The organism is Myceligenerans pegani (genome assembly GCF_014892515.1).
Classification (GTDB): domain Bacteria; phylum Actinomycetota; class Actinomycetes; order Actinomycetales; family Cellulomonadaceae; genus Myceligenerans; species Myceligenerans pegani.
The window spans coordinates 39,192-57,204 of sequence record NZ_JADBGR010000062.1 but is presented as its reverse complement, the minus strand read 5'-3'; the positions used below and the strand labels follow the sequence as shown (position 1 = coordinate 57,204).

Sequence of the window (18,013 nt, the reverse complement as noted above, 5' to 3'; positions counted from 1 at the left end):
CTTCCTGGACGGGATCGCGGCCGTGGTCGCCGTCCTGTTCGCGGTCGTGGGTGTCGTCTACGGGTGGCGGTCCGGAGCGATCTCGAAGGCCTCCGACGTTCCCAAGCTCATGGCCGAGGGCGTGCGCCAGATGGCACCCGTGCTGGTCCTCTTCTTCGCGATCGCCCAGTTCCTGCAGTACTTCGACTGGACCCACATCGGCGACGTCGTCGCCGTGAACTCGGCCGAGGCGCTGCGCACCAGCGGCGTACCGATCTGGGTGGTCTTCCTGGCCGTCCTCGCCCTGCTGTCCGTGGTCAACATCCTGGTCACCAGCGGTTCCGCGATGTGGGCGATCGCCGCCCCCGTCGTCGTGCCGATGCTGATGCTGCTCGAGGTGCCCGCGGAGACCACGCAGGCACTGTTCCGCATCGCCGACTCCGGGTCCACATCGATCACGCCGATGAGCCCGTACTTCATCATGGCTCTCGGCTTCCTCCAGCGGTACCGCAAGGACGCCGGGATCGGCACCCTCGCCTCGTACACCCTCCCGCTGGCCGTATGCATGACACTCGCCTGGACACTGCTGTTCTTCGCGTGGTGGACACTCGGCATCCCGCTCGGCCCCGGAGCACCCGTGCGGTAACCGACAGACAACGCCGACGATTTCGGCCACGTGCGGAACGGGATTCTGGCGCATGCGCCCGGCTGTTCACCGCGGTCACAGGCCGCGGTGCGGCAATCGGCATCGGGGGCCATGCCGTCCGAGCCGGCGGCGTGGAGGTCGCGATGCGCGCGGGCGCCGACGTGATCGCGTCTCCACGCTGCCCACGTCGGCGACCCGGCTGATCGCCCGCTGGCGCCTTCGGGGCCGTTCGACAACTTGTAACAGCAAGTCACATGTTCGTATTCCGAATGAAACCAAATGGTAAAAACTGGCCTCTTCACTGAGGTCATGACGCCGACCGACCAACTCTCCACCCGAGTGAGCATCGCGCTCCTCGGGGTGCGCAGCGACGCTCCGGTCCGCCGTACCGGCGGTGCGGGGCCGAGCGACGACGGACATTTCGTCATTGGCGGTACCGGTGCCGCGATCCCGATCGACCCCGACAGCCCGTACGTCATCTCGCAAGGTCGCCTGACCCTGGACGGCGCGGATCTCGGGATGGACGTGGAACCCGTCACCCGACCGCGATTCTACGACCTGACAACAGCCGACGGGACCCCCTACGACAAGATCGCGAAGCTGCACGGCAAGGACGTGCTGGCCACCACCGTGGTCCAGACGTGCGTCCGCTACGACGAGAGCCAGCGCTGCCGGTTCTGCGCCATCGAGTCGTCGCTGCGCTCGGGAACGACGATCTCCGTCAAGACTCCGGCGATGCTCGCCGAGGTCGCCAGGGCCGCCCGCGAGCTGGACGGGGTCTCGCAGATGGTCATGACGACGGGTACCTCCAACGGCTGGGACCGGGGTGCCAAGCACCTGGCGCGCTGCGTCCGCGCCGTCAAGAAGGCCGTCCCGGAGCTGCAGGTCCAGGTGCAGTGCGAACCGCCGGCCGACCTGCGGGCCATCACCGACCTGTACGAGGCGGGCGCCCGCTCCATCGGCATCCACGTCGAGTCGATGGACGACGACGTGCGGCGTCGCTGGATGCCGGGCAAGGCGACCGTGTCGCTGGACGAGTACCGCGCGGCCTGGCGCGAGGCGGTACGCGTGTTCGGGCGCAACCAGGTCTCCACCTACCTGCTGGTCGGACTGGGCGAGGACCCGGACGAGATGGTCGAGGCCGCGGGCGAACTCATCGATATGGGCGTCTACCCGTTCGTGGTCCCGTTCCGGCCGCTGGCCGGCACGCTCGCGACCGACGTGGACCACGTCCCGGCACCGCACCGCGCGGTGGTCGCCGACGTCACCCGGCGGGTCGGTGCGCTCCTGGCGGCCGCGGGGATGCGCGGGTCCGACCAGGCCGCGGGGTGTGCGGCGTGCGGTGCCTGCAGCGCCCTCGCGGCAGTGGGAGGCTGACATGCTCGACGTTCCCACACTGACCGGCAGGCAGCTCGTGCCGGCCGCGCCCTGGGCGGTCCGGCGGGCCGAACCTCGGCACGTGGCCGCCTACCGGGCGCTACGGCGTGAGGTGTTCGTCGCCGAGCAGGGCCTGTTCTCCGGGCACGACCTGGACCGGACCGACGAGGACGAACGCACCCAGGTGCTGGTCGCCGTCGACGCCGAGGACCGGGTGCTGGGTGGTGTACGCATCGCCCCGGATCCCGACGCGCTCGACGCCGCGGGCAGGGACATCGGGTGGTGGGCCGGCAGCCGGCTCGTCGTGGCGCGTGAGGCACGCGGGGCCGCGGGGATCGGGGCCGCGCTCGTCCGGTCCGCCTGTGCACGCGTGGCGGAGCTCGGCGTGCTGCGCTTCGAGGCCACCGTCCAGGTCCGTAACCGGCCGCTGTTCGAGCGCCTCGGCTGGCAGGTATGGGGCACCCGGGACGTCCAGGGCCGGCCGCACGACCTGATGCGCTGGCCGCTGACCCGGGTCGCGGACCTGGTGGGCTCCACCAAGGCCGCCCTCGCCGGCCTGATCGGCCCGCTGCGCGAGCACACGGGCCCCGCCACGCTGGGCGGCGCGGGATTCGTGGGCGACGACGGAGCACCTGTGCCGGGCAGCGACGTCGTCGCCGCGTGCGACGCGATCCTGCCTGCGATGCTCGAACGCGACCCCGAGTGGGCCGGATGGTGCGCGGTGCTGGTCAACGTCAACGACCTCACGGCGATGGGCGCCGACCCCACCGGGCTGATGGACGCGCTCGGTGCGCCGACCGCGTCGTTCGCGCGCCGTGTGCTGGGCGGCCTGCACAGTGCCTCCCAGGCGTGGGGCGTGCCCGTGCTCGGCGGGCACACCCAGCTCGGCGTACCGGCGTCTCTGGCGGTCACCGCGCTCGGCCGCACGGAGCACCCGGTCCCCGGTGGCGGCGGCCGGCCGGGGCACGCTCTGTCCCTGACCGCCGACCTCTCCGGCCGATGGCGACGTGGTTTCGAGGGCCGGCAATGGGACTCCACCTCGTCGCGCTCGGCGGCCGAGCTGCGGCACCTGGCCGGCACCGTCGGCGCGGCCCGCCCGCACGCCGCCAAGGACGTGAGCATGGCCGGCGTCCTCGGCACGACGGCGATGCTCGCCGAGGCGTCGGGCACGGGCGCCACGATCGATGTCGGCGCCGTGCCGATGCCGGACGGCGCCGCGCCGGGCGACTGGCTCACCTGTTTTCCGGGCTTCGCGATCCTCACGGCGGACCCACCGGGCGCCGGGCGCATGTCCTCGCCGCTGGCGAGCACCGCCGAGTGCGGGGAGCTGACCAGCGAACCTGGCGTTCGTCTGCGCTGGCCTGACGGGGAGACCACCGTGGCCGTCCCCGGCGCCGCGACCGGCCTCGGTCGCGCCTGACCGTGCCCGGTCCGCACACCGGTGCGGACGCCGCCATCCCGCATCCCACGAGCTGCACCACTCGCACGACCCAGCACGACCACACCACCCATCCCGAAGGAGCATCAACCATGGCGTTCGACGAGCAGATCCAGGCCAACATCGACGCATCACTCGCCGAGATCCCGCACCCGTCGCTGCCGAAGGGCAGCAACCTGTACGGCTCGACCAAGATCTTCCCCGACTACCAGGCGGAGCCGGGCCAGGCGTACTTCACGCTGGTGCACGGCATCGCCCACGAGTCGTCGGTGAGCTTCGTCGCGATCCTGCAGGCCACCCGCGCGCTGCGGAAGGGCTTCGAGTCGGCCATCTACTTCTACGGCCCCGGCGCGATCAACGCCCTGGACACTCGCGGGTTCCCGACCACGGGCGACAGCGCGTTCCCGGGCGAGCAGAACATCAACGACGCCCTCAAGACGATCATCGCCGAGGGCGGCACCGTGTTCTGCTGCCGGTTCGGCCTGTCACTGCACGGCGCGCGCGAGGAAGACCTCATCGCCGGTGTCATCCCGGCCCACCCGCTGGACGTGCAGGACGCGGTGATCCACTACGCGCGCAAGGGCGCCATCATCAACTCCACCTACAACCTCTAGCCCCCACCACGGCCTGGTAGACCCCGTCGGACGACCCCGGAGGAGCAACTTCCGTGAGCCTCACCGTCGCCGCCGTGTCGGCGAACTTCACCCGCGACCTCGAGCAGAACTACGCGCTCGTCGAGCAGCTCCTGGACGAAGCACGCGCCCAGGGCGCGCGGCTCGTCGTCTTCCCCGAGGCGTCGATCGGGGGCTACCTGTCCTCACTCGGCAACCACGGGGACACCGTACGAACCACCAAGCGGTCCTTGCCGCCCGCGATCCGCCTGGACGGGCCGGAGATCCGGCGCGTCCAGGCGCTCGCGGGGGAGACCGTGGTCTGCATCGGCTTCTGCGAGCTCGACGACGACGGTGAGACGCGGTACAACGCGGCCGTCTGCCTCGACGGAAGCCAGGTGTACGGCTCCTACCGCAAGGTGCATCAGCCGTTGGGAGAGAACATGTCGTACGCCGCAGGCGAGTCCTATCGGGCGTTCGACACGCCCGTCGGACGGATCGGCCTGCAGATCTGCTACGACAAGGCCTTCCCGGAGGCGGCCCGGGCGCTGGCCCTGGACGGCGCGGAGATCGTCGTGAGCATGTCGGCCTGGCCGGCGGCCCGCACCGCGACCGCCGAAGACCTGCAGCAGGACCGGTGGACCTACCGGTTCAACCTGTTCGACGCCGCCCGCGCGCTGGACAACCAGGTGTTCTGGATCGCGTCCAACCAGTCCGGCACGTTCGGGTCGCTGCGCTACGTGGGCAACGCGAAAGTGGTCGACCCCGGCGGGAACGTGCTGGCCACCACCCTGCTGGACGCCGGGATCGCCGTCGCCGAGATCGACGTCGAGGGCACCTTCCGCGCGATGCGCGGCGGCATGTTCCACCTGCGCGACCGCCGCCCCGACGTCTACGCGGCACTCACCGCACCGGACGCCCCCGAGTCCACCGGATGGAAGGACCTGGCCCATGCCTGAGATGACGTTCGACGTGCGCTGGCCCGACGGGCCCACGGCGAGCTGCTACTCGCCGAGCCTCGTGATGCACGACCACCTCGAGGTCGGGGCCAGCTATCCCGTAGCCGAGTTCGTGAACCGCGTGTCCCGGGCACTACGAGAGGCAAGTGAACGGGTGCGAGCCCGCTACGGCATGGCATGCACGTCGGCCGCGCAACAGGAGGCAGAGATCCGGCGGACCGCCACGTCGTTCCCCACGGGCGAGGTCGAGATCCTGCGCATGGAGCCGCCACTACCCGGGACGGAGATGCAGGGGACCGCCGGACATGCCGCCACCGCCCCGGAGACCGCGGTGCCGGGAGGCGGCGCATGAGGGCGGCGCGCGTCATCGACGGCGCCCACCACGAGGTGGTGGTCGTGGGCGGCGGGCAGGCCGGCCTGTCGCTGAGCCACCATCTGGTCGGCTCCGGCGTCGAGCACCTCGTGCTCGAGCGGGAGACCGTGGCGCACGAATGGCGCGATGGCCGCTGGGACGCGTTCACCCTGGTCACGCCGAACTGGCATTGCCGGCTGCCCGGCTATCCCTACGACGGTCCGGACCCGGACGGCTTCATGCGCCGCGACGAGGTCTACGCCTGGGTGCGCCGGTACGCGGACACGTTCGACGCGCCGGTCGCCGAAGGTGTTGCCGCCACTCGGCTCGCACCACGGCCGGGCGGCGGATTCGTCGTCTCGACCACGCACGGCACGGTCACGGCCGACGCGGTGGCGGCGGCCGTGGGCGGCTACCACCGGCCCGTGGTACCCCCTTGGGCGTCGGCCCTGCCCGAGCGCGTGGTGCAGCTGCACTCGCACGAATACCGCAACGCCGATCTGCTTCCCCAGGGCCCGGTGCTCGTGGTCGGCACCGGCCAGTCCGGTACCCAGATCGCCGAGGACCTGCTTCTCGCCCGGCGCGAGGTGCACCTGGCCGCCGGGCGGGCGCCCCGTGTCGCCCGCCGCTACCGGGGCAAGGACTGCATGACGTGGCTGGCCGAGATGGGCGTGTACGACGTGCCCGTGGCCGCGCGCGGCCTGGCCAAGCGGGAATCGACCAACCACTATGTGACCGGGCGGGACGGCGGCCGCGACATCGACCTCCGCGATTTCGCGCGCCGGGGCATGCAGCTGTACGGCCGTGCCACCGGCGTGAGCGACGGCGCGCTGACCTTCGCCCCGACCCTGGAGAGTGACCTCGACCACGCCGACTCGGTGGCGGAGTCCATCAAGGACGACATCGACCGGTGGATCGAGACCGAGGGCATCGACGCACCCGCCGAGGACCGGTACGTGCCGGTCTGGCGGCCCGCCGCCGAGCCGGAACGGCTCGACCTCGACGGGATTGCCGCGGTGGTCTGGTCGGTCGGCTTCCGAGCCGACTGGTCCTGGCTCGACTCGCTGGCGCCCGCGGTGCTCGACGACGAGGGCATCCGCGGCACGTGCGCGGCCTCAGCCCGGTACCCGGGCTGGCGTTCGTCGGTCTGCCCTGGCTCCACACCTGGGGATCGGGCCGGTTCCTCGGCATCGCCCAGGATGCCGAGCATGTCGCCCGGGCGATAGGCGCCTGGCGCGACGGCGGTGCGTGGGGCGGGCCGGCGCCACACGCGCTCACCGCACAGTCGGCTAAAGCCGGATGACGGACAACCTACGCTCTAGGACATGTCCACGACGACCATGGGCGCGGTCGCAGCGCACTTCGGACGCGACATCGACCGCACCCTCGCCAAGCTTCCCGGCATCATCGACCAGGCCCGCGAGCGCGGCGTCGACCTGCTGGTGCTGCCCGACGCCACGATCGGTGGCTACCTGCACGACATGTACCACCCGGCGGACGAACCACTGCCGCCGGCCGTGGACCTCGACGGACCCGAGGTCGCGGCCGTGCGGCAGATGGCCAGGGACATGGTGGTGTGCTTCGGGATCGCCGAGCGGGCTCAGGAAGGCGGAGCCGAAGTGCGGTACAACACGGCCGTCTGCGTGCACGGGGACGGACTGCTGGGCGTGCACCGCAAGGTGCACCTGCCGCTCGGCGAGTCCCAGGCATACCGGCCCGGCACCGGATTCGACGCCTTCGACACCCCCGTGGGCCGCCTCGGCATGCTCATCGACTTCGACAAGACGTTTCCCGAGTCGGCTCGCTCGATCGCGCTCGACGGCGCGCAGATCATCGCGTGCCTCAGCGCCTGGCCCGCGAGCGTCACCGACCGCTCCGACCGGCTCCGCAACGATCGCCAGGCCCACCTGTTCGACCTGTACGACTGTGCACGGGCGGCCGAGAACCAGCTCTACGTGGTCTCCTCCAACCAGACGGGAGTGCTCGGCGGGCTCCGCTTCCTCGGGCAGGCCAAGGTCGTCGACCCGGCCGGCGAGATCATCGCCAAGACCTGGGCCAAAGGCGGGCTCGCCGTCGCCACCGCCGACGTGGCGGCCGACGTCGCCAGAGCCCGCCGCACCATGAACCACCTGCGCGACCGCGTCGAGAACGCCTACAACCTCACGCGGCCGGCGCCGAGCCGAAGCCCCGGGTGACACCCAGGCCGACCACCTTCAGGACGGAGCGCCGTGCGCATCGCTCAGATCACCTACTCGACCAAGCCGCGCGGCGGAGTGGTGCACACCCTGGCTCTCGCCGAGGCGCTCGCCGCCCGAGGCCACCAGGTGACGGTGTGGACCCTTGGCCGTGGTGGCGACGACGCGTTCTTCCGGCCCGTCGACCCGACGGTCGAGGTGCGGCTCGTACCGTTCGTCCCCCGCGACGACGAGAACGTCGGTGACCGTATCGAGCGGTCGATCCAGACCATGGCCGGCGCTTTCGACCCCTCCGGCTACGACGTGGTGCACGCGCAGGACTGCATCTCCGCCAATGCCGTGGGCCCGTGCGTGCGTACGATCCACCACCTCGACGAGTTCACCACACCCCGCCTCGTCGAGTGCCACCTGCGGGCGATCACCGACCCCATAGCACGGCTCTGCGTCTCGCGTGCCGTCGCGCAGGAGGTGCACGAGGGCTACGGCCTGGCCCCCACCGTGATCCCCAACGGCGTCGACGCCGACCGGTTCGCCCGCGCGGCCGGACCCGACGGAGCCCGTTCACGCGCCCGGTGGCAGGCGGAGCTGGGGCGATACGTCCTCGCGCTCGGCGGCATCGAGCCCCGCAAGGGCAGCATCGACCTGCTGGAGGCGTTCGCGCTGCTGTGCGCCGACCACCCGGACCTGAGCCTCGTGATCGCCGGGGGAGAGACGCTCTTCGACTACCGCCCCTACCGCGACCGGTTCGACCGGCGCTGCACCGAACTCGGCGTCGAACCCGTGGTACTCGGCACCCTGGCCGACGACGACGTACCGCCGCTCGTGGCGGCCGCCGCGGCGCTGGGCTTCGTCTCCACCAAGGAGGGCTTCGGCCTGGCGGCCATGGAAGCGCTCGCCGCCGGTGTGCCCGTGGTGGCGCGCGACCTACCGGTCACCCGCGAGGTCTTCGGCGACACCGTCACCTATGCCGCCAACGTGCCACAGATCGCCGCGGCGCTGGCCGCCGTCCTCGACGACCCCACCCCGGCCGACGCCAAACCCGGACGAGAACTGGCCGAGCGGCACACCTGGGCGGCAGCCGCCGCGGCGCACGAACGCTTCTACGAGCACGTCGCACGAGAGGGAGGCGACGATGGCCAGGAGATCGATCTCACGGATCGTCAGCGGGCTCGCCGAGGCTGACCCTGGCCGCGTCGTCGCCGTCGCCGTCACCCCCGCAGGAGAGCAGCAGCTCACCGCCGCCGCCCTGAAGTCCGCCTCCAACCGGTACGCGCGCCTGCTGCTGGAACGCGGCGTACGTCGCGACGATCTGGTCATCCTCGCCCTGCCCAACCGGCTGGAGATGCTGGTGGCGTGCGTGGCCGTGTGGAAGGCGGGCGCCACGCCCCAGCCCGTCTCGCGTGGGCTGACCCCGCACGAGCGGGCGGAGGTCGTGGCCACCGCCCGCCCCGCACTCGTGGTCGGGTTCGAGGCCGACGGCGTGGCGAGCCTCCCGGGAACCGGCCCGCACGGACCCGAGGCCACCGACGACGGCCCGCTGCCCGACGCCTGGGCTCGCTCCTGGAAGGCGCCCACGTCCTCCGGCAGCACGGGCCGACCCAAGGTGGTCTTGTCCACCGCACCCGCCCTCCTGGACCCGTCCCGGCCGGTAGCCGACTTCGTGCCGCTGCGCGCCACGCAGCTGGTCAGCGGGCCCCTCACCCACTCCGCGACGTTCACCTACGCCTTCCGCGGACTGTTCACCGGGCACACTCTGGTGATCCTGCCGCGGTTCGAGGAGCGGGCGGTGCTCACGGCGATCGAGCGACACGGCGTCACGTGGGCCCTGCTCGTACCCACGATGCTGCACCGCCTGCTGCGGCTACCGGCCGCCGAGCGGGATCCGGGGCGGCTGCGCACCCTGGAGACCGTGCTTCACCTGGGCTCGCCGTGTGCGCCCGCGCTCAAGCGCGCCGTGCTGGACTGGCTCGGTCCCGGACGCGTCATCGAGGTCTACGCGGGCAGCGAGTCCAACGGGCTCACCATGATCCGGGGCGACGAATGGCTGGCCCGGCCGGGAAGCGTGGGCCGGCCGATCGGCGGCACGCAGGTACGCGTGCTGCGCGAGGACGGCACAGACGCCGCGCCGGGCGAGACCGGCCAGGTCTGGATGCGGCGCGGCGCCGACCCGGCGTACACCTACCTGGGGGCGGTGAGCCGCCGTCGGCCGGACGGGTGGGACACCCTGGGCGACCTGGGCCACCTCGACGCCGACGGGTGGTTGTGGCTGACCGACCGGTCCGACGACGTGATCGTGCGCGGCGGGGAGAAGGTCTACCCCGTCGACGTGGAGCGCGTGCTGGAGGAACACCCCGCCGTACGGAGCGCGTTGGCCTTCGGCGTGCCCGATGACGAGTTCGGCCAGCACGTGGAGGCTGTCGCCGACGTGGCCGGAGCCCGCATCGACGGCGAGGAGCTGCGCTCCTGGGCCGCGGCCCGGCTCGACGCCGCCCGCCGGCCCATGCGGGTCCGGGTGACGCACCAGCCGCTGCGCGACGACGCCGGAAAGGCGCGCCGGGGCGCTGTCGCCACGTAGTCGGGACATCGAGGAACGATGTCCCGCGTCATCACAAAGTGGGCCCGGAGGGACTCGAACCCCCGACCAGTACGGTGTAAACGTAGTGCTCTACCAACTGAGCTACAGGCCCCGGAACGGCGCAGCCCAGGATACCCGTCCCGGTACCCGGGCCACGCCGTTCGGTACTTCTTGTGCGGTCAGATCTCCGCCAGCGCCTGGCGGTAGCCCTCCAGGTCGCGAGGCCGGGCGCGCGGGCTGAGCACGCTCCAGCGCACGATCCCGTCCGCGTCGACGAGGAACGAGCCGCGCAGGGCGTGCCCCGACTCGTCGTCGAACACGCCGAACGACCGCGCGACCGCGCCGTGCGGCCAGAAGTCGCTCAGCAGGTCGAAGCCGAAGCCCTCGGCCTCCTGCCAGGCCTTGAGCGCGAACACGGGGTCCGTGGAGACGGCGAGCAACCGTACGCCCGCGGTCTCGAAGTCCTCGATGTTGTCCCGCAGCTCGCACAGCTCGCTCGTGCAGATCCCGGAGAAGGCGAACGGGTAGAAGACGACGAGCGTGGCCTGACCGCGCAGGTCGCCGAGGTGCACGGGCGTGCCGTGCGTGTCGGGGAGCGTGAAATCGGGCGCCGGGTCGCCCGGACCGACGGCCGGTACGGGCACGCCGGCGGGCTCGGGGGCGTTCATCAGTGCCCGCGGCCCCGGAAGGCCAGTCGCGTCGCCGACCATTCGTCGGCGACGGCGAACGTGTTCGTCGTCTGCAGGCCCGCCGTGTTCGCGGCCTCCTGGATCTCTCCGGGCGTCGTGTGCCCGTCGCGTCCCGCCTTCGGCGTGAAGATCCAGATGAGTCCGCCGTCGTCGAGGAGCGTGGTGACGTCGACCATGGCATCGGTCAGGTCTCCGTCGCCATCCCGCCACCAGAGGATCACGCCGTCGGTGACGTCGCCGTAGTCCTCGTCCTCGAGCTCGTTGCCGGTGATCTTCTCGATCTCGGTGCGCACGTCGTCGTCGACGTCGTCGCCCCAGCCGAACTCCTGAACCACTTGGTCGGCCTTGAATCCGAGTCGGTCCGCACCCTGGGTGTCCGCGCTCACTTGGTTCTGCATTCCTTTCATCTCACGATCCTGGGCCGCGTGGTGACCAGGCGTCCTTCGTGGCAAAGGTAGTGCACTCGGACGGGCCGCGCTGCACGGGGCGCGCCAGAGATGCCGGACCGTTGCGTCCGTCCCCGGCGGGGTCGTGCGGGCCGCCGTACCGGTCGCATCGGCCCCGGATCGCGGGCGCGGGACCTGCCGAGCCACCGCCGTCGTCGTCCACGAACCACCAAGACCGTACCCGGTATCAGTAAAGCGATACTCGGTCTCATCCTCGCGTCTCTTCCGGGGAAAGTCGACGTGAAGTAACGCAGATCACGCATCCCGCTGAGCTTCTTGACCCTCCGATGGTGTGAGCGCGCGCTGTCAGGGGTCAGAATGGCTGTGACCACCTGTGTGCGTGGGCGGGCGCCGCGGACCGCGACGCCGATCGCCCCGGAGCGGCGCAGGACGAGAGAAGCACGGCCGACCGGGTCGTGCCGACGACGGAGAGGTTGCTGGTGGCTTCGTTTGACGAGACCGGACCGCTGATCAACGGTCTGCTCAGCGCTGTGCCGGACATCGACCCGGGGGAGACCTCCGAGTGGGTCGAGTCGTTCGACGGCCTGATCGACGACAAGGGCGGTCCGCGGGCCCGGTACGTCATGCTCAACCTGCTGCGGCGGGCCCGTGAGCGCAACGTGCACATTCCCGCGACGACGGCGACGCCGTACGTCAACACGATCGGTGTCCACGAGGAGCCCTACTTCCCGGGCGACGAGGCGATGGAGCGGCGGTACCGCTCCTTCATCCGCTGGAACGCGGCGGTCATGGTGACCCGCGCGCAGCGGGAGGGCCTGGCCGTGGGCGGTCACATCTCCTCGTACGCCTCGGTGGCGACGCTGTACGAGGTGGGCCTGAACCACTTCTTCCGCGGCAAGGACCACCCGGGCGGCGGCGACCAGGTCTACTTCCAGGGGCACGCCTCGCCGGGCGTGTACGCCCGTGGCTTCCTGGAGGGGCGCCTCAGCGCCGAGCAGCTCGACGGCTTCCGCCAGGAGAAGTCGCACGAGGGCGGCGGCCTGCCGTCCTACCCGCACCCGCGCCTCATGCCCGACTTCTGGGAGTACCCCACGGTGTCGATGGGCCTGGGCCCGGCGTCGGCCATCTACCAGGCGTGGACGAACAAGTACCTGCACAACCGCGGGATCAAGGACACGAGCCAGCAGGACGTGTGGGCGTTCCTCGGCGACGGCGAGATGGACGAGCCGGAGAGCCGCGGCATGATCCAGCTCGCGTCCCAGCAGCAGCTCGACAACCTCACGTTCGTGGTGAACTGCAACCTGCAGCGCCTCGACGGGCCCGTGCGCGGCAACGGCAAGATCATCCAGGAGCTGGAGGCGCAGTTCCGGGGCGCCGGCTGGAACGTCATCAAGGTCGTCTGGGGCCGCGAGTGGGACGCGCTGCTCCAGGCGGACAAGGACCGCGCCCTGGTCAACCTCATGAACGCCACGCCGGACGGCGACTACCAGACGTACCGCGCCGAGTCGGGCGCCTTCATCCGCGAGCACTTCTTCGGTCGCGACCCGCGCACCAAGGCGCTGGTGGAGAACATGACCGACGAGGACATCTGGAACCTCAAGCGCGGCGGCCACGACTACCGCAAGATCTACGCGGCCTACTCCGCGGCGCGCGCGCACACCGGCCAGCCGACGATCATCCTGGCGCACACCGTCAAGGGCTACGGTCTCGGCTCCGGCTTCGCCGGCCGCAACGCGACGCACCAGATGAAGAAGCTCAAGACCGACGAGCTCAAGGCGCTGCGGGACTCCCTCAACATCCCGATCACGGACGAGGAGCTCGCGGACCCGTACGACGCGCCGTACTACCACCCGGGCATGGAGGCGCCCGAGATCCAGTACATGCTGGACCGCCGCCGCCAGCTCGGCGGGTTCGTGCCGGAGCGCCGGTCGACGCCGAAGACGCAGCTGACCCTGCCGGAGGACAAGTCCTACGAGCTGCTGGCGAAGGGGTCCGGCACGCAGCAGGTCGCCTCGACCATGGCGTTCGTCCGGATGCTCAAGGACCTGTTCAAGGTCAAGGGCTTCGGTGAGCGGATCGTGCCGATCATTCCCGACGAGGCGCGCACCTTCGGCCTCGACTCGATCTTCCCGAGCGCGAAGATCTTCAACACGCTGGGGCAGAACTACCTGGCCGTGGACCGCGAGCTCATGCTGAGCTACAAGGAGTCCGAGTCCGGGCAGATCATGCACACCGGCATCAACGAGGCCGGCTCGGCCGCCGTGTTCCAGTCGGTGGGCACCTCGTACGCGACGCACGGCGAGCCGCTGATCCCGATCTACATCTTCTACTCGATGTTCGGGTTCCAGCGCACCGGCGACCAGTTCTGGGCGGCGGGGGACCAGCTCACCCGCGGCTTCATCATCGGCGCGACCGCGGGCCGCACCACCCTGACCGGTGAGGGCCTGCAGCACGCCGACGGCCACAGCCCGCTCATCGCCGCGACCAACCGCGCGATCGTGCAGTACGACCCGGCCTACGGCTACGAGATCCGGCACATCGTGCGCGACGGCATCGAGCGGATGTACGGCCCGGGCACCGACGGCCGCGACCAGGACGTCATGTACTACCTCACGGTGTACAACGAGCCGATGGTGCAGCCGGCCGAGCCGGAGGACGTCGACGTCGAGGGCATCAAGCGCGGTATCCACCGCGTCCTGACGGCCGGCGACGGCGACGGGCCGCGGGCCCAGCTGCTCGCCTCGGGCGTGGGCGTCCCGTGGGCCCTGGAAGCCGCGGAACTGCTGCGCGAGGACTGGGGCGTGCACGCCGACGTCTGGTCCGTGACGAGCTGGACGGAGCTGCGGCGCGACGCGCTCGACGCCGAGCAGGCCGCCTTCGTGGACCCGGCCTCCGAGCCGCGTGTGCCGTACGTCACGCAGAAGCTGCAGGGCGCGCCGGGGCCGGTCATCGCGACGAGCGACTACGACCACCTCGTGCCCGACCAGATCCGCGCCTGGGTGCCCGGCGACTACGCCGTGCTCGGTGCGGACGGCTTCGGGTTCTCGGACACGCGTGCGGCCGCACGGCGGTACTTCCTCATCGACGGTCCGTCGATGGTGGTCAAGACGCTGCAGGTGCTGGCCCGCCGGGGCGAGGTGCCCTCGGACGTGGTGGCCAAGGCGATCGAGAAGTACCGCCTGCTCGACGTGACCGCCGGGGCGTCGGGAAGCGCCGGCGGCGAGAGCTGAGTCGGGTGACAGCGGGCTGAGTCCGCGGGTGACGGCGGGGGCGGTGCGTGAGGCGCCGCCCCCGCCGTTCGCGTTGTGGGCGGGGTGGCGGTGGGCCGGGCCGATGTCAGTGTGTCCGGGCAGAATCTGGGGGGTGCGCATGATTCTGTCGCGGGTGGGTGGGCCGCGAGCCGCCGTCGCTCGGCTGCCCGAGCCCGGGGAGGTGGTGGACGACGACGGCGTCCCCTCCGCGCCACCACGCTGGACCTGGGACGACACGAACCGCTGGTACCCGAGCCTGCTGGCCGACGGCGTCCGGGTCGAGCGCGCCCACGACCTGCGGCTCGCGCACGCGATCCTGCGCTCCTCGGCGTTCGCGGCGGACACCGAGCTGGCCGCCGCGCCCCGGGGGCCGTGGGACGGCCTGCCGCCGACACCGCCGCCGCATGCCGGGGGCGTGTCCGACGACGCCGCGCCGGCCGCCCTCTTCGACCTCGACGCACTGGGTGGGGAGCCAGGCGGTCCCGCGCGCGGGACGGGTGATCTCCTCGGCCGGGGAGGCGACCTCGCGGGCACCGCACGACCGTCGTCGGACACGGACGGCGGGCTGGACCCCGTTGCCGAGTTGGCGGCGCAGCTCGACGCGATCGCGGCGAGCACCGATCCCGGTCGGCTGCGCCTGCTGATCGCCGCCGAGTCGGCGGGCGCGCTGGCCGCCGCCGAGATGCACCACACCGGCCTGCCGTGGCGCGCCGACGTGCACGACGCGATCCTCACCGAGGCGCTCGGCCCGCGCCCCCGGTCCGGCGCGCGGCCGGCGAAGCTCGAGGCGCTGGTGGAGCGAATCCGCGAGGCACTCGACGCGCCGCCCACGCTCAATCCCGACTCGCACCCGGACCTGCTGCGCGCCATGGAGTACGCGGGCGTGGCCGCGCGCAGCCTGCGCAAGTGGGAGCTGGAGAAGCTCGACCATCCCGTGATCGCCCCGCTCCTGGAGTACAAGTCGCTGTACCGCCTGTACACGGCGAACGGCTGGACCTGGCTCGACACCTGGGCGCCGGACGGCCGGTTCCGCATGGAGTACGTGGTGGGCGGCGTCGTCACGGGCCGCTGGGCGAGCACGGGCGGAGGCGCGCTGCAGCTCCCGCACAGCGTGCGGCGCGCGGTGGTGGCCGACCCGGGGTGGACGTTCGTCGTCGCCGACGCGGCTCAGCTCGAGCCGCGCGTGCTGGCCGGTCTGGCGCAGGACGAACGGATGGCTGCGGCGGGTCAGGGCCCGGGCGGAGCGGGCGGCCGTGGTGCGGGTGGATCCGGGGACGGCGCGGGCGGCGGAGGGGTCGGCGGCATGGGGCACGGCGCGGGTGGTCGGAGCGATGACGCTCGTGGTGGAGGTGGCGGCGGGGCAGCCGAGGTCGTCGACATGTACGCGGGGATGGTGGCGGCCGGCGTCGTCGAGACCCGCCAGGAGGCCAAGCTCGGCATGCTCGGGGCGATGTACGGCGGTACGACGGGCGCTTCTGCCCAGGTGATGCCCCGGCTGGCGAAGGCGTTCCCGAGGGCGATCGACCTGGTCGAGCGCGCCGCCCGGGCGGGGGAGCGGGGCGAGGTCGTGACCACCCGGCTCGGGCGCAGCTCGCCGCCGCCGGGCAGCGCATGGGCCGACGCCCAGGCTCGCGCCTTCGCCGCCGAACCCGAGGACAGCGCCGAGGCCGGGCGTCGCGCCCGTTCGCAGACCCGCGCCTGGGGCCGCTTCACCCGGAACTTCGTGGTGCAGGGCACCGCCGCCGAGTGGGCGCTGTGCTGGATCGCGTCGCTCCGCCGGCGCCTGTGGGCACTCGGCGAGGTGCCGGACGTACCGGACTCCGGGGGCGCCCCCGAGCCCTTCGCGCGTCGGCCGCACCTCGTGTTCTTCCTGCACGACGAGGTCGTGGTGCATACCCCCGTCGTCCTTGCCGAAGCCGTGGCGCACGAGGTCCGGGCCGCCGCGGACGAGGCGGGCAGCCTCCTGTTCGGCGACTTCCCGGTCACCTTCCCGCTCAGCGTCGCGATCGTGGACAGCTACGCCGACGCCAAGGACTGAGCGGCGTGGCCGCCGGCGCGGACAGCACGCCAGCGGGCGGCCGGTCAGCGCGGCGGCCGCCCCGCGCGGAGGGCACGTCAGCGGGCCTCGAAGGTCGCGACGTAGCAGGCGTTGGGGTCGGTCGCGGGCGGCTCAGAGGCGTGTGAGGGTCGCCTCGACCACCCGGGCCGAGCGGAGCGCGGCGTCGTCGACGTGGGTGAGGAACTCGGTGCCGTCCGGGGCGCAGAGATCGGACACGGCCCGGATGGATACGAACGGCGCGCCGTGGTTGTGGCACGCCTGCGCGATCGCGGCCGACTCCATGTCCACGGCCAGCACCTGGTCGAACGTCTCCCGCAGGGCGCGCGCGGGCTCCGCGGTGACGAACTTCTCGGACGAGCCGATGGTCCCGGCGACGAGGTTCTGCTCGTGCCCGACGGCGTTCTCGGTGGCCTCGAGCAGACCGTGGTCGGCCGCGTAGACGGCCGGCATCCCGGGGAGCTGCCCGAGCCGGTACCCGAACGCCGTGGCGTCCGCGCCGGTGTTCACGTACGTCCGCCCGACGACGACGTCGCCGACCTCGACCGACCGCGCGAGGCCGCCCGCGCTCCCGGCGCTGACGACCGGGACGATGCCGTAGGTCAGGAGCGCACCGACCGCGGCGTCCGAGGCGTTCACGAACCCGATGCCGCTGCGCACCAGCGCGATGCGGCGCCCGCCCAGCGTGAGGACCCGGTGCTCGGCTGCGCCGACCATCCGCGCCCCGGGTGGGAGCGCGCCGCCGGACATGCCGAGCCCGGAGGCGTCGGACATCGTGCTGACGGGGCGTGCGCCGTCGTCGTCGGCCGGCGCACTCGACGGTCGACGGACGTCGCCGGAGGCCGTGCCGGTGCCCGTGCCGTCGTCGGGCGTGATGCCCGATGCCGCGGCATCGGCGCGCGGGACGCCGGCGAGATCGAGGAACGGGGCGGCCTCGTCGGGCATGGCGACGATCACGACGGCGTCGACGGCGCCGCCCTCGGGAGCGGCCGTCACGCGTAGACCCGGGTCCACTGCGCGCGCTCGGCGAGGAACGCGCGGGCCGCGTCCTGGGCGCCGGCCAGGGTGTGGTTCGCGCCCCAGCCGCACTGCACCTCGTTGGCGGCGGGCACCTCGGTCGCCTCCGTGATGTCGCTGAGGGTCGCCTCGACCAGGTCGAGGACCTCCTCCTCGGCGGGCTCGCCGGCGAGCATCAGGTAGAAGCCCGTCTGGCAGCCCATGGGGGAGAAGTCCAGGACCCGGTCCGTGTGGTTGCGCGACTTCTCCGCGAACAGGTGCTCCAGCGAGTGCACCACCGGCATCTCCAGGTGGGCGACGTTGGGCTGGGCGAACCGGACGTCGTACTTGACGACGACGTCTCCGGCGGGAAGTTCCTTGCGGTCGGCCAGGCGCACGTACGGCGCGGCGACGACGCGGTGGTCCAGGTTGAACGACTCGACGTTCATACGGGGCTGCTCGGTCACGGCACCAGCCTACGG

General features: G+C 72.0%; 16 protein-coding genes and 1 tRNA gene. 12 read left to right on the top strand and 5 right to left on the bottom strand.

Annotated elements, in window-relative coordinates; translation table 11 throughout:
* From IIE03_RS06825 to IIE03_RS06780, 10 genes are all read left to right on the top strand, one after another.
* A partial coding sequence (locus IIE03_RS06825) for an AbgT family transporter (protein ID WP_192861926.1) occupies positions 1 to 625 on the top strand: 625 nt, incomplete at its 5' end.
* A 309-nt stretch (positions 626 to 934) separates the two neighbouring features.
* Positions 935 to 2,002, top strand: a complete 1,068-nt coding sequence (locus IIE03_RS06820) for an MSMEG_0568 family radical SAM protein (protein ID WP_192861991.1) — start codon at positions 935 to 937, stop codon at positions 2,000 to 2,002.
* 1 nt (position 2,003) lies between these two features.
* A complete protein-coding gene (locus IIE03_RS06815; RefSeq protein WP_192861990.1) occupies positions 2,004 to 3,422 on the top strand; it encodes an MSMEG_0567/sll0787 family protein in 1,419 nt (472 codons plus the stop codon).
* A gap of 110 nt (positions 3,423 to 3,532) precedes the next feature.
* The gene (locus IIE03_RS06810) at positions 3,533 to 4,054 is read left to right on the top strand and encodes an MSMEG_0572/Sll0783 family nitrogen starvation response protein (protein WP_192861989.1); all 522 of its coding nucleotides are present in this window, start codon (positions 3,533 to 3,535) and stop codon (positions 4,052 to 4,054) included.
* Between the two features lie 53 nt (positions 4,055 to 4,107).
* A complete protein-coding gene (locus IIE03_RS06805) occupies positions 4,108 to 5,010 on the top strand; it encodes a carbon-nitrogen hydrolase family protein (protein ID WP_192861988.1) in 903 nt (300 codons plus the stop codon).
* Positions 5,003 to 5,362: an MSMEG_0570 family nitrogen starvation response protein gene (locus IIE03_RS06800; RefSeq protein ID WP_192861987.1), complete on the top strand. Its 360-nt coding sequence runs from the start codon at positions 5,003 to 5,005 to the stop codon at positions 5,360 to 5,362. The genes IIE03_RS06805 and IIE03_RS06800 overlap by 8 nt, the downstream gene beginning before the upstream one ends.
* Positions 5,359 to 6,588 (top strand): MSMEG_0569 family flavin-dependent oxidoreductase, encoded by a 1,230-nt coding sequence (locus IIE03_RS06795; protein ID WP_225997388.1) that lies wholly within the window; start codon positions 5,359 to 5,361, stop codon positions 6,586 to 6,588. The genes IIE03_RS06800 and IIE03_RS06795 overlap by 4 nt, the downstream gene beginning before the upstream one ends.
* 99 nt (positions 6,589 to 6,687) lie before the next feature.
* Positions 6,688 to 7,557 (top strand): carbon-nitrogen hydrolase family protein, encoded by an 870-nt coding sequence (locus tag IIE03_RS06790; RefSeq protein ID WP_192861986.1) that lies wholly within the window; start codon positions 6,688 to 6,690, stop codon positions 7,555 to 7,557.
* A gap of 33 nt (positions 7,558 to 7,590) precedes the next feature.
* Positions 7,591 to 8,739: an MSMEG_0565 family glycosyltransferase gene (locus IIE03_RS06785; RefSeq protein ID WP_192861985.1), complete on the top strand. Its 1,149-nt coding sequence runs from the start codon at positions 7,591 to 7,593 to the stop codon at positions 8,737 to 8,739.
* Positions 8,690 to 10,132 carry an AMP-binding protein gene (locus IIE03_RS06780; protein ID WP_192861984.1) on the top strand — a complete coding sequence of 481 codons (1,443 nt, stop codon included), beginning with the start codon at positions 8,690 to 8,692 and terminating at the stop codon, positions 10,130 to 10,132. Before IIE03_RS06785 ends, IIE03_RS06780 begins: the two co-directional genes overlap by 50 nt.
* A 39-nt stretch (positions 10,133 to 10,171) precedes the next feature.
* Here IIE03_RS06780 and IIE03_RS06775 read toward each other — a convergent pair.
* The 3 genes from IIE03_RS06775 to IIE03_RS06765 form a co-directional block, all read right to left on the bottom strand.
* Positions 10,172 to 10,244 (bottom strand) — tRNA-Val (locus IIE03_RS06775).
* A 67-nt stretch (positions 10,245 to 10,311) separates the two neighbouring features.
* Positions 10,312 to 10,800, bottom strand: coding sequence for a peroxiredoxin (locus IIE03_RS06770; protein ID WP_192861983.1), 489 nt, complete (start codon positions 10,798 to 10,800; stop codon positions 10,312 to 10,314).
* Complete coding sequence (locus IIE03_RS06765; protein WP_408632832.1) at positions 10,800 to 11,228, bottom strand: DUF3052 domain-containing protein; 429 nt, start codon at positions 11,226 to 11,228, stop codon at positions 10,800 to 10,802. The genes IIE03_RS06770 and IIE03_RS06765 overlap by 1 nt, the downstream gene beginning before the upstream one ends.
* A gap of 479 nt (positions 11,229 to 11,707) precedes the next feature.
* On the opposite strand from IIE03_RS06765, the gene aceE reads away from it, so the two are divergent.
* Both aceE and IIE03_RS06755 read left to right on the top strand, forming a co-directional pair.
* Positions 11,708 to 14,458 (top strand): pyruvate dehydrogenase (acetyl-transferring), homodimeric type, encoded by a 2,751-nt coding sequence (gene aceE / locus IIE03_RS06760; protein ID WP_192861982.1) that lies wholly within the window; start codon positions 11,708 to 11,710, stop codon positions 14,456 to 14,458.
* Between the two features lie 139 nt (positions 14,459 to 14,597).
* Positions 14,598 to 16,517, top strand: coding sequence for a bifunctional 3'-5' exonuclease/DNA polymerase (locus IIE03_RS06755; protein WP_192861994.1), 1,920 nt, complete (start codon positions 14,598 to 14,600; stop codon positions 16,515 to 16,517).
* Positions 16,518 to 16,649: 132 nt separating this feature from the next.
* Here IIE03_RS06755 and mtnN read toward each other — a convergent pair whose 3' ends face one another.
* Both mtnN and IIE03_RS06745 read right to left on the bottom strand, forming a co-directional pair.
* Positions 16,650 to 17,531: a 5'-methylthioadenosine/S-adenosylhomocysteine nucleosidase gene (gene mtnN, locus IIE03_RS06750; protein ID WP_192861981.1), complete on the bottom strand. Its 882-nt coding sequence runs from the start codon at positions 17,529 to 17,531 to the stop codon at positions 16,650 to 16,652.
* Positions 17,528 to 17,980, bottom strand: a complete 453-nt coding sequence (locus tag IIE03_RS06745) for an S-ribosylhomocysteine lyase (RefSeq protein WP_192861993.1) — start codon at positions 17,978 to 17,980, stop codon at positions 17,528 to 17,530. The genes mtnN and IIE03_RS06745 overlap by 4 nt, the downstream gene beginning before the upstream one ends.
* Positions 17,981 to 18,013: the final 33 nt, after the last annotated feature.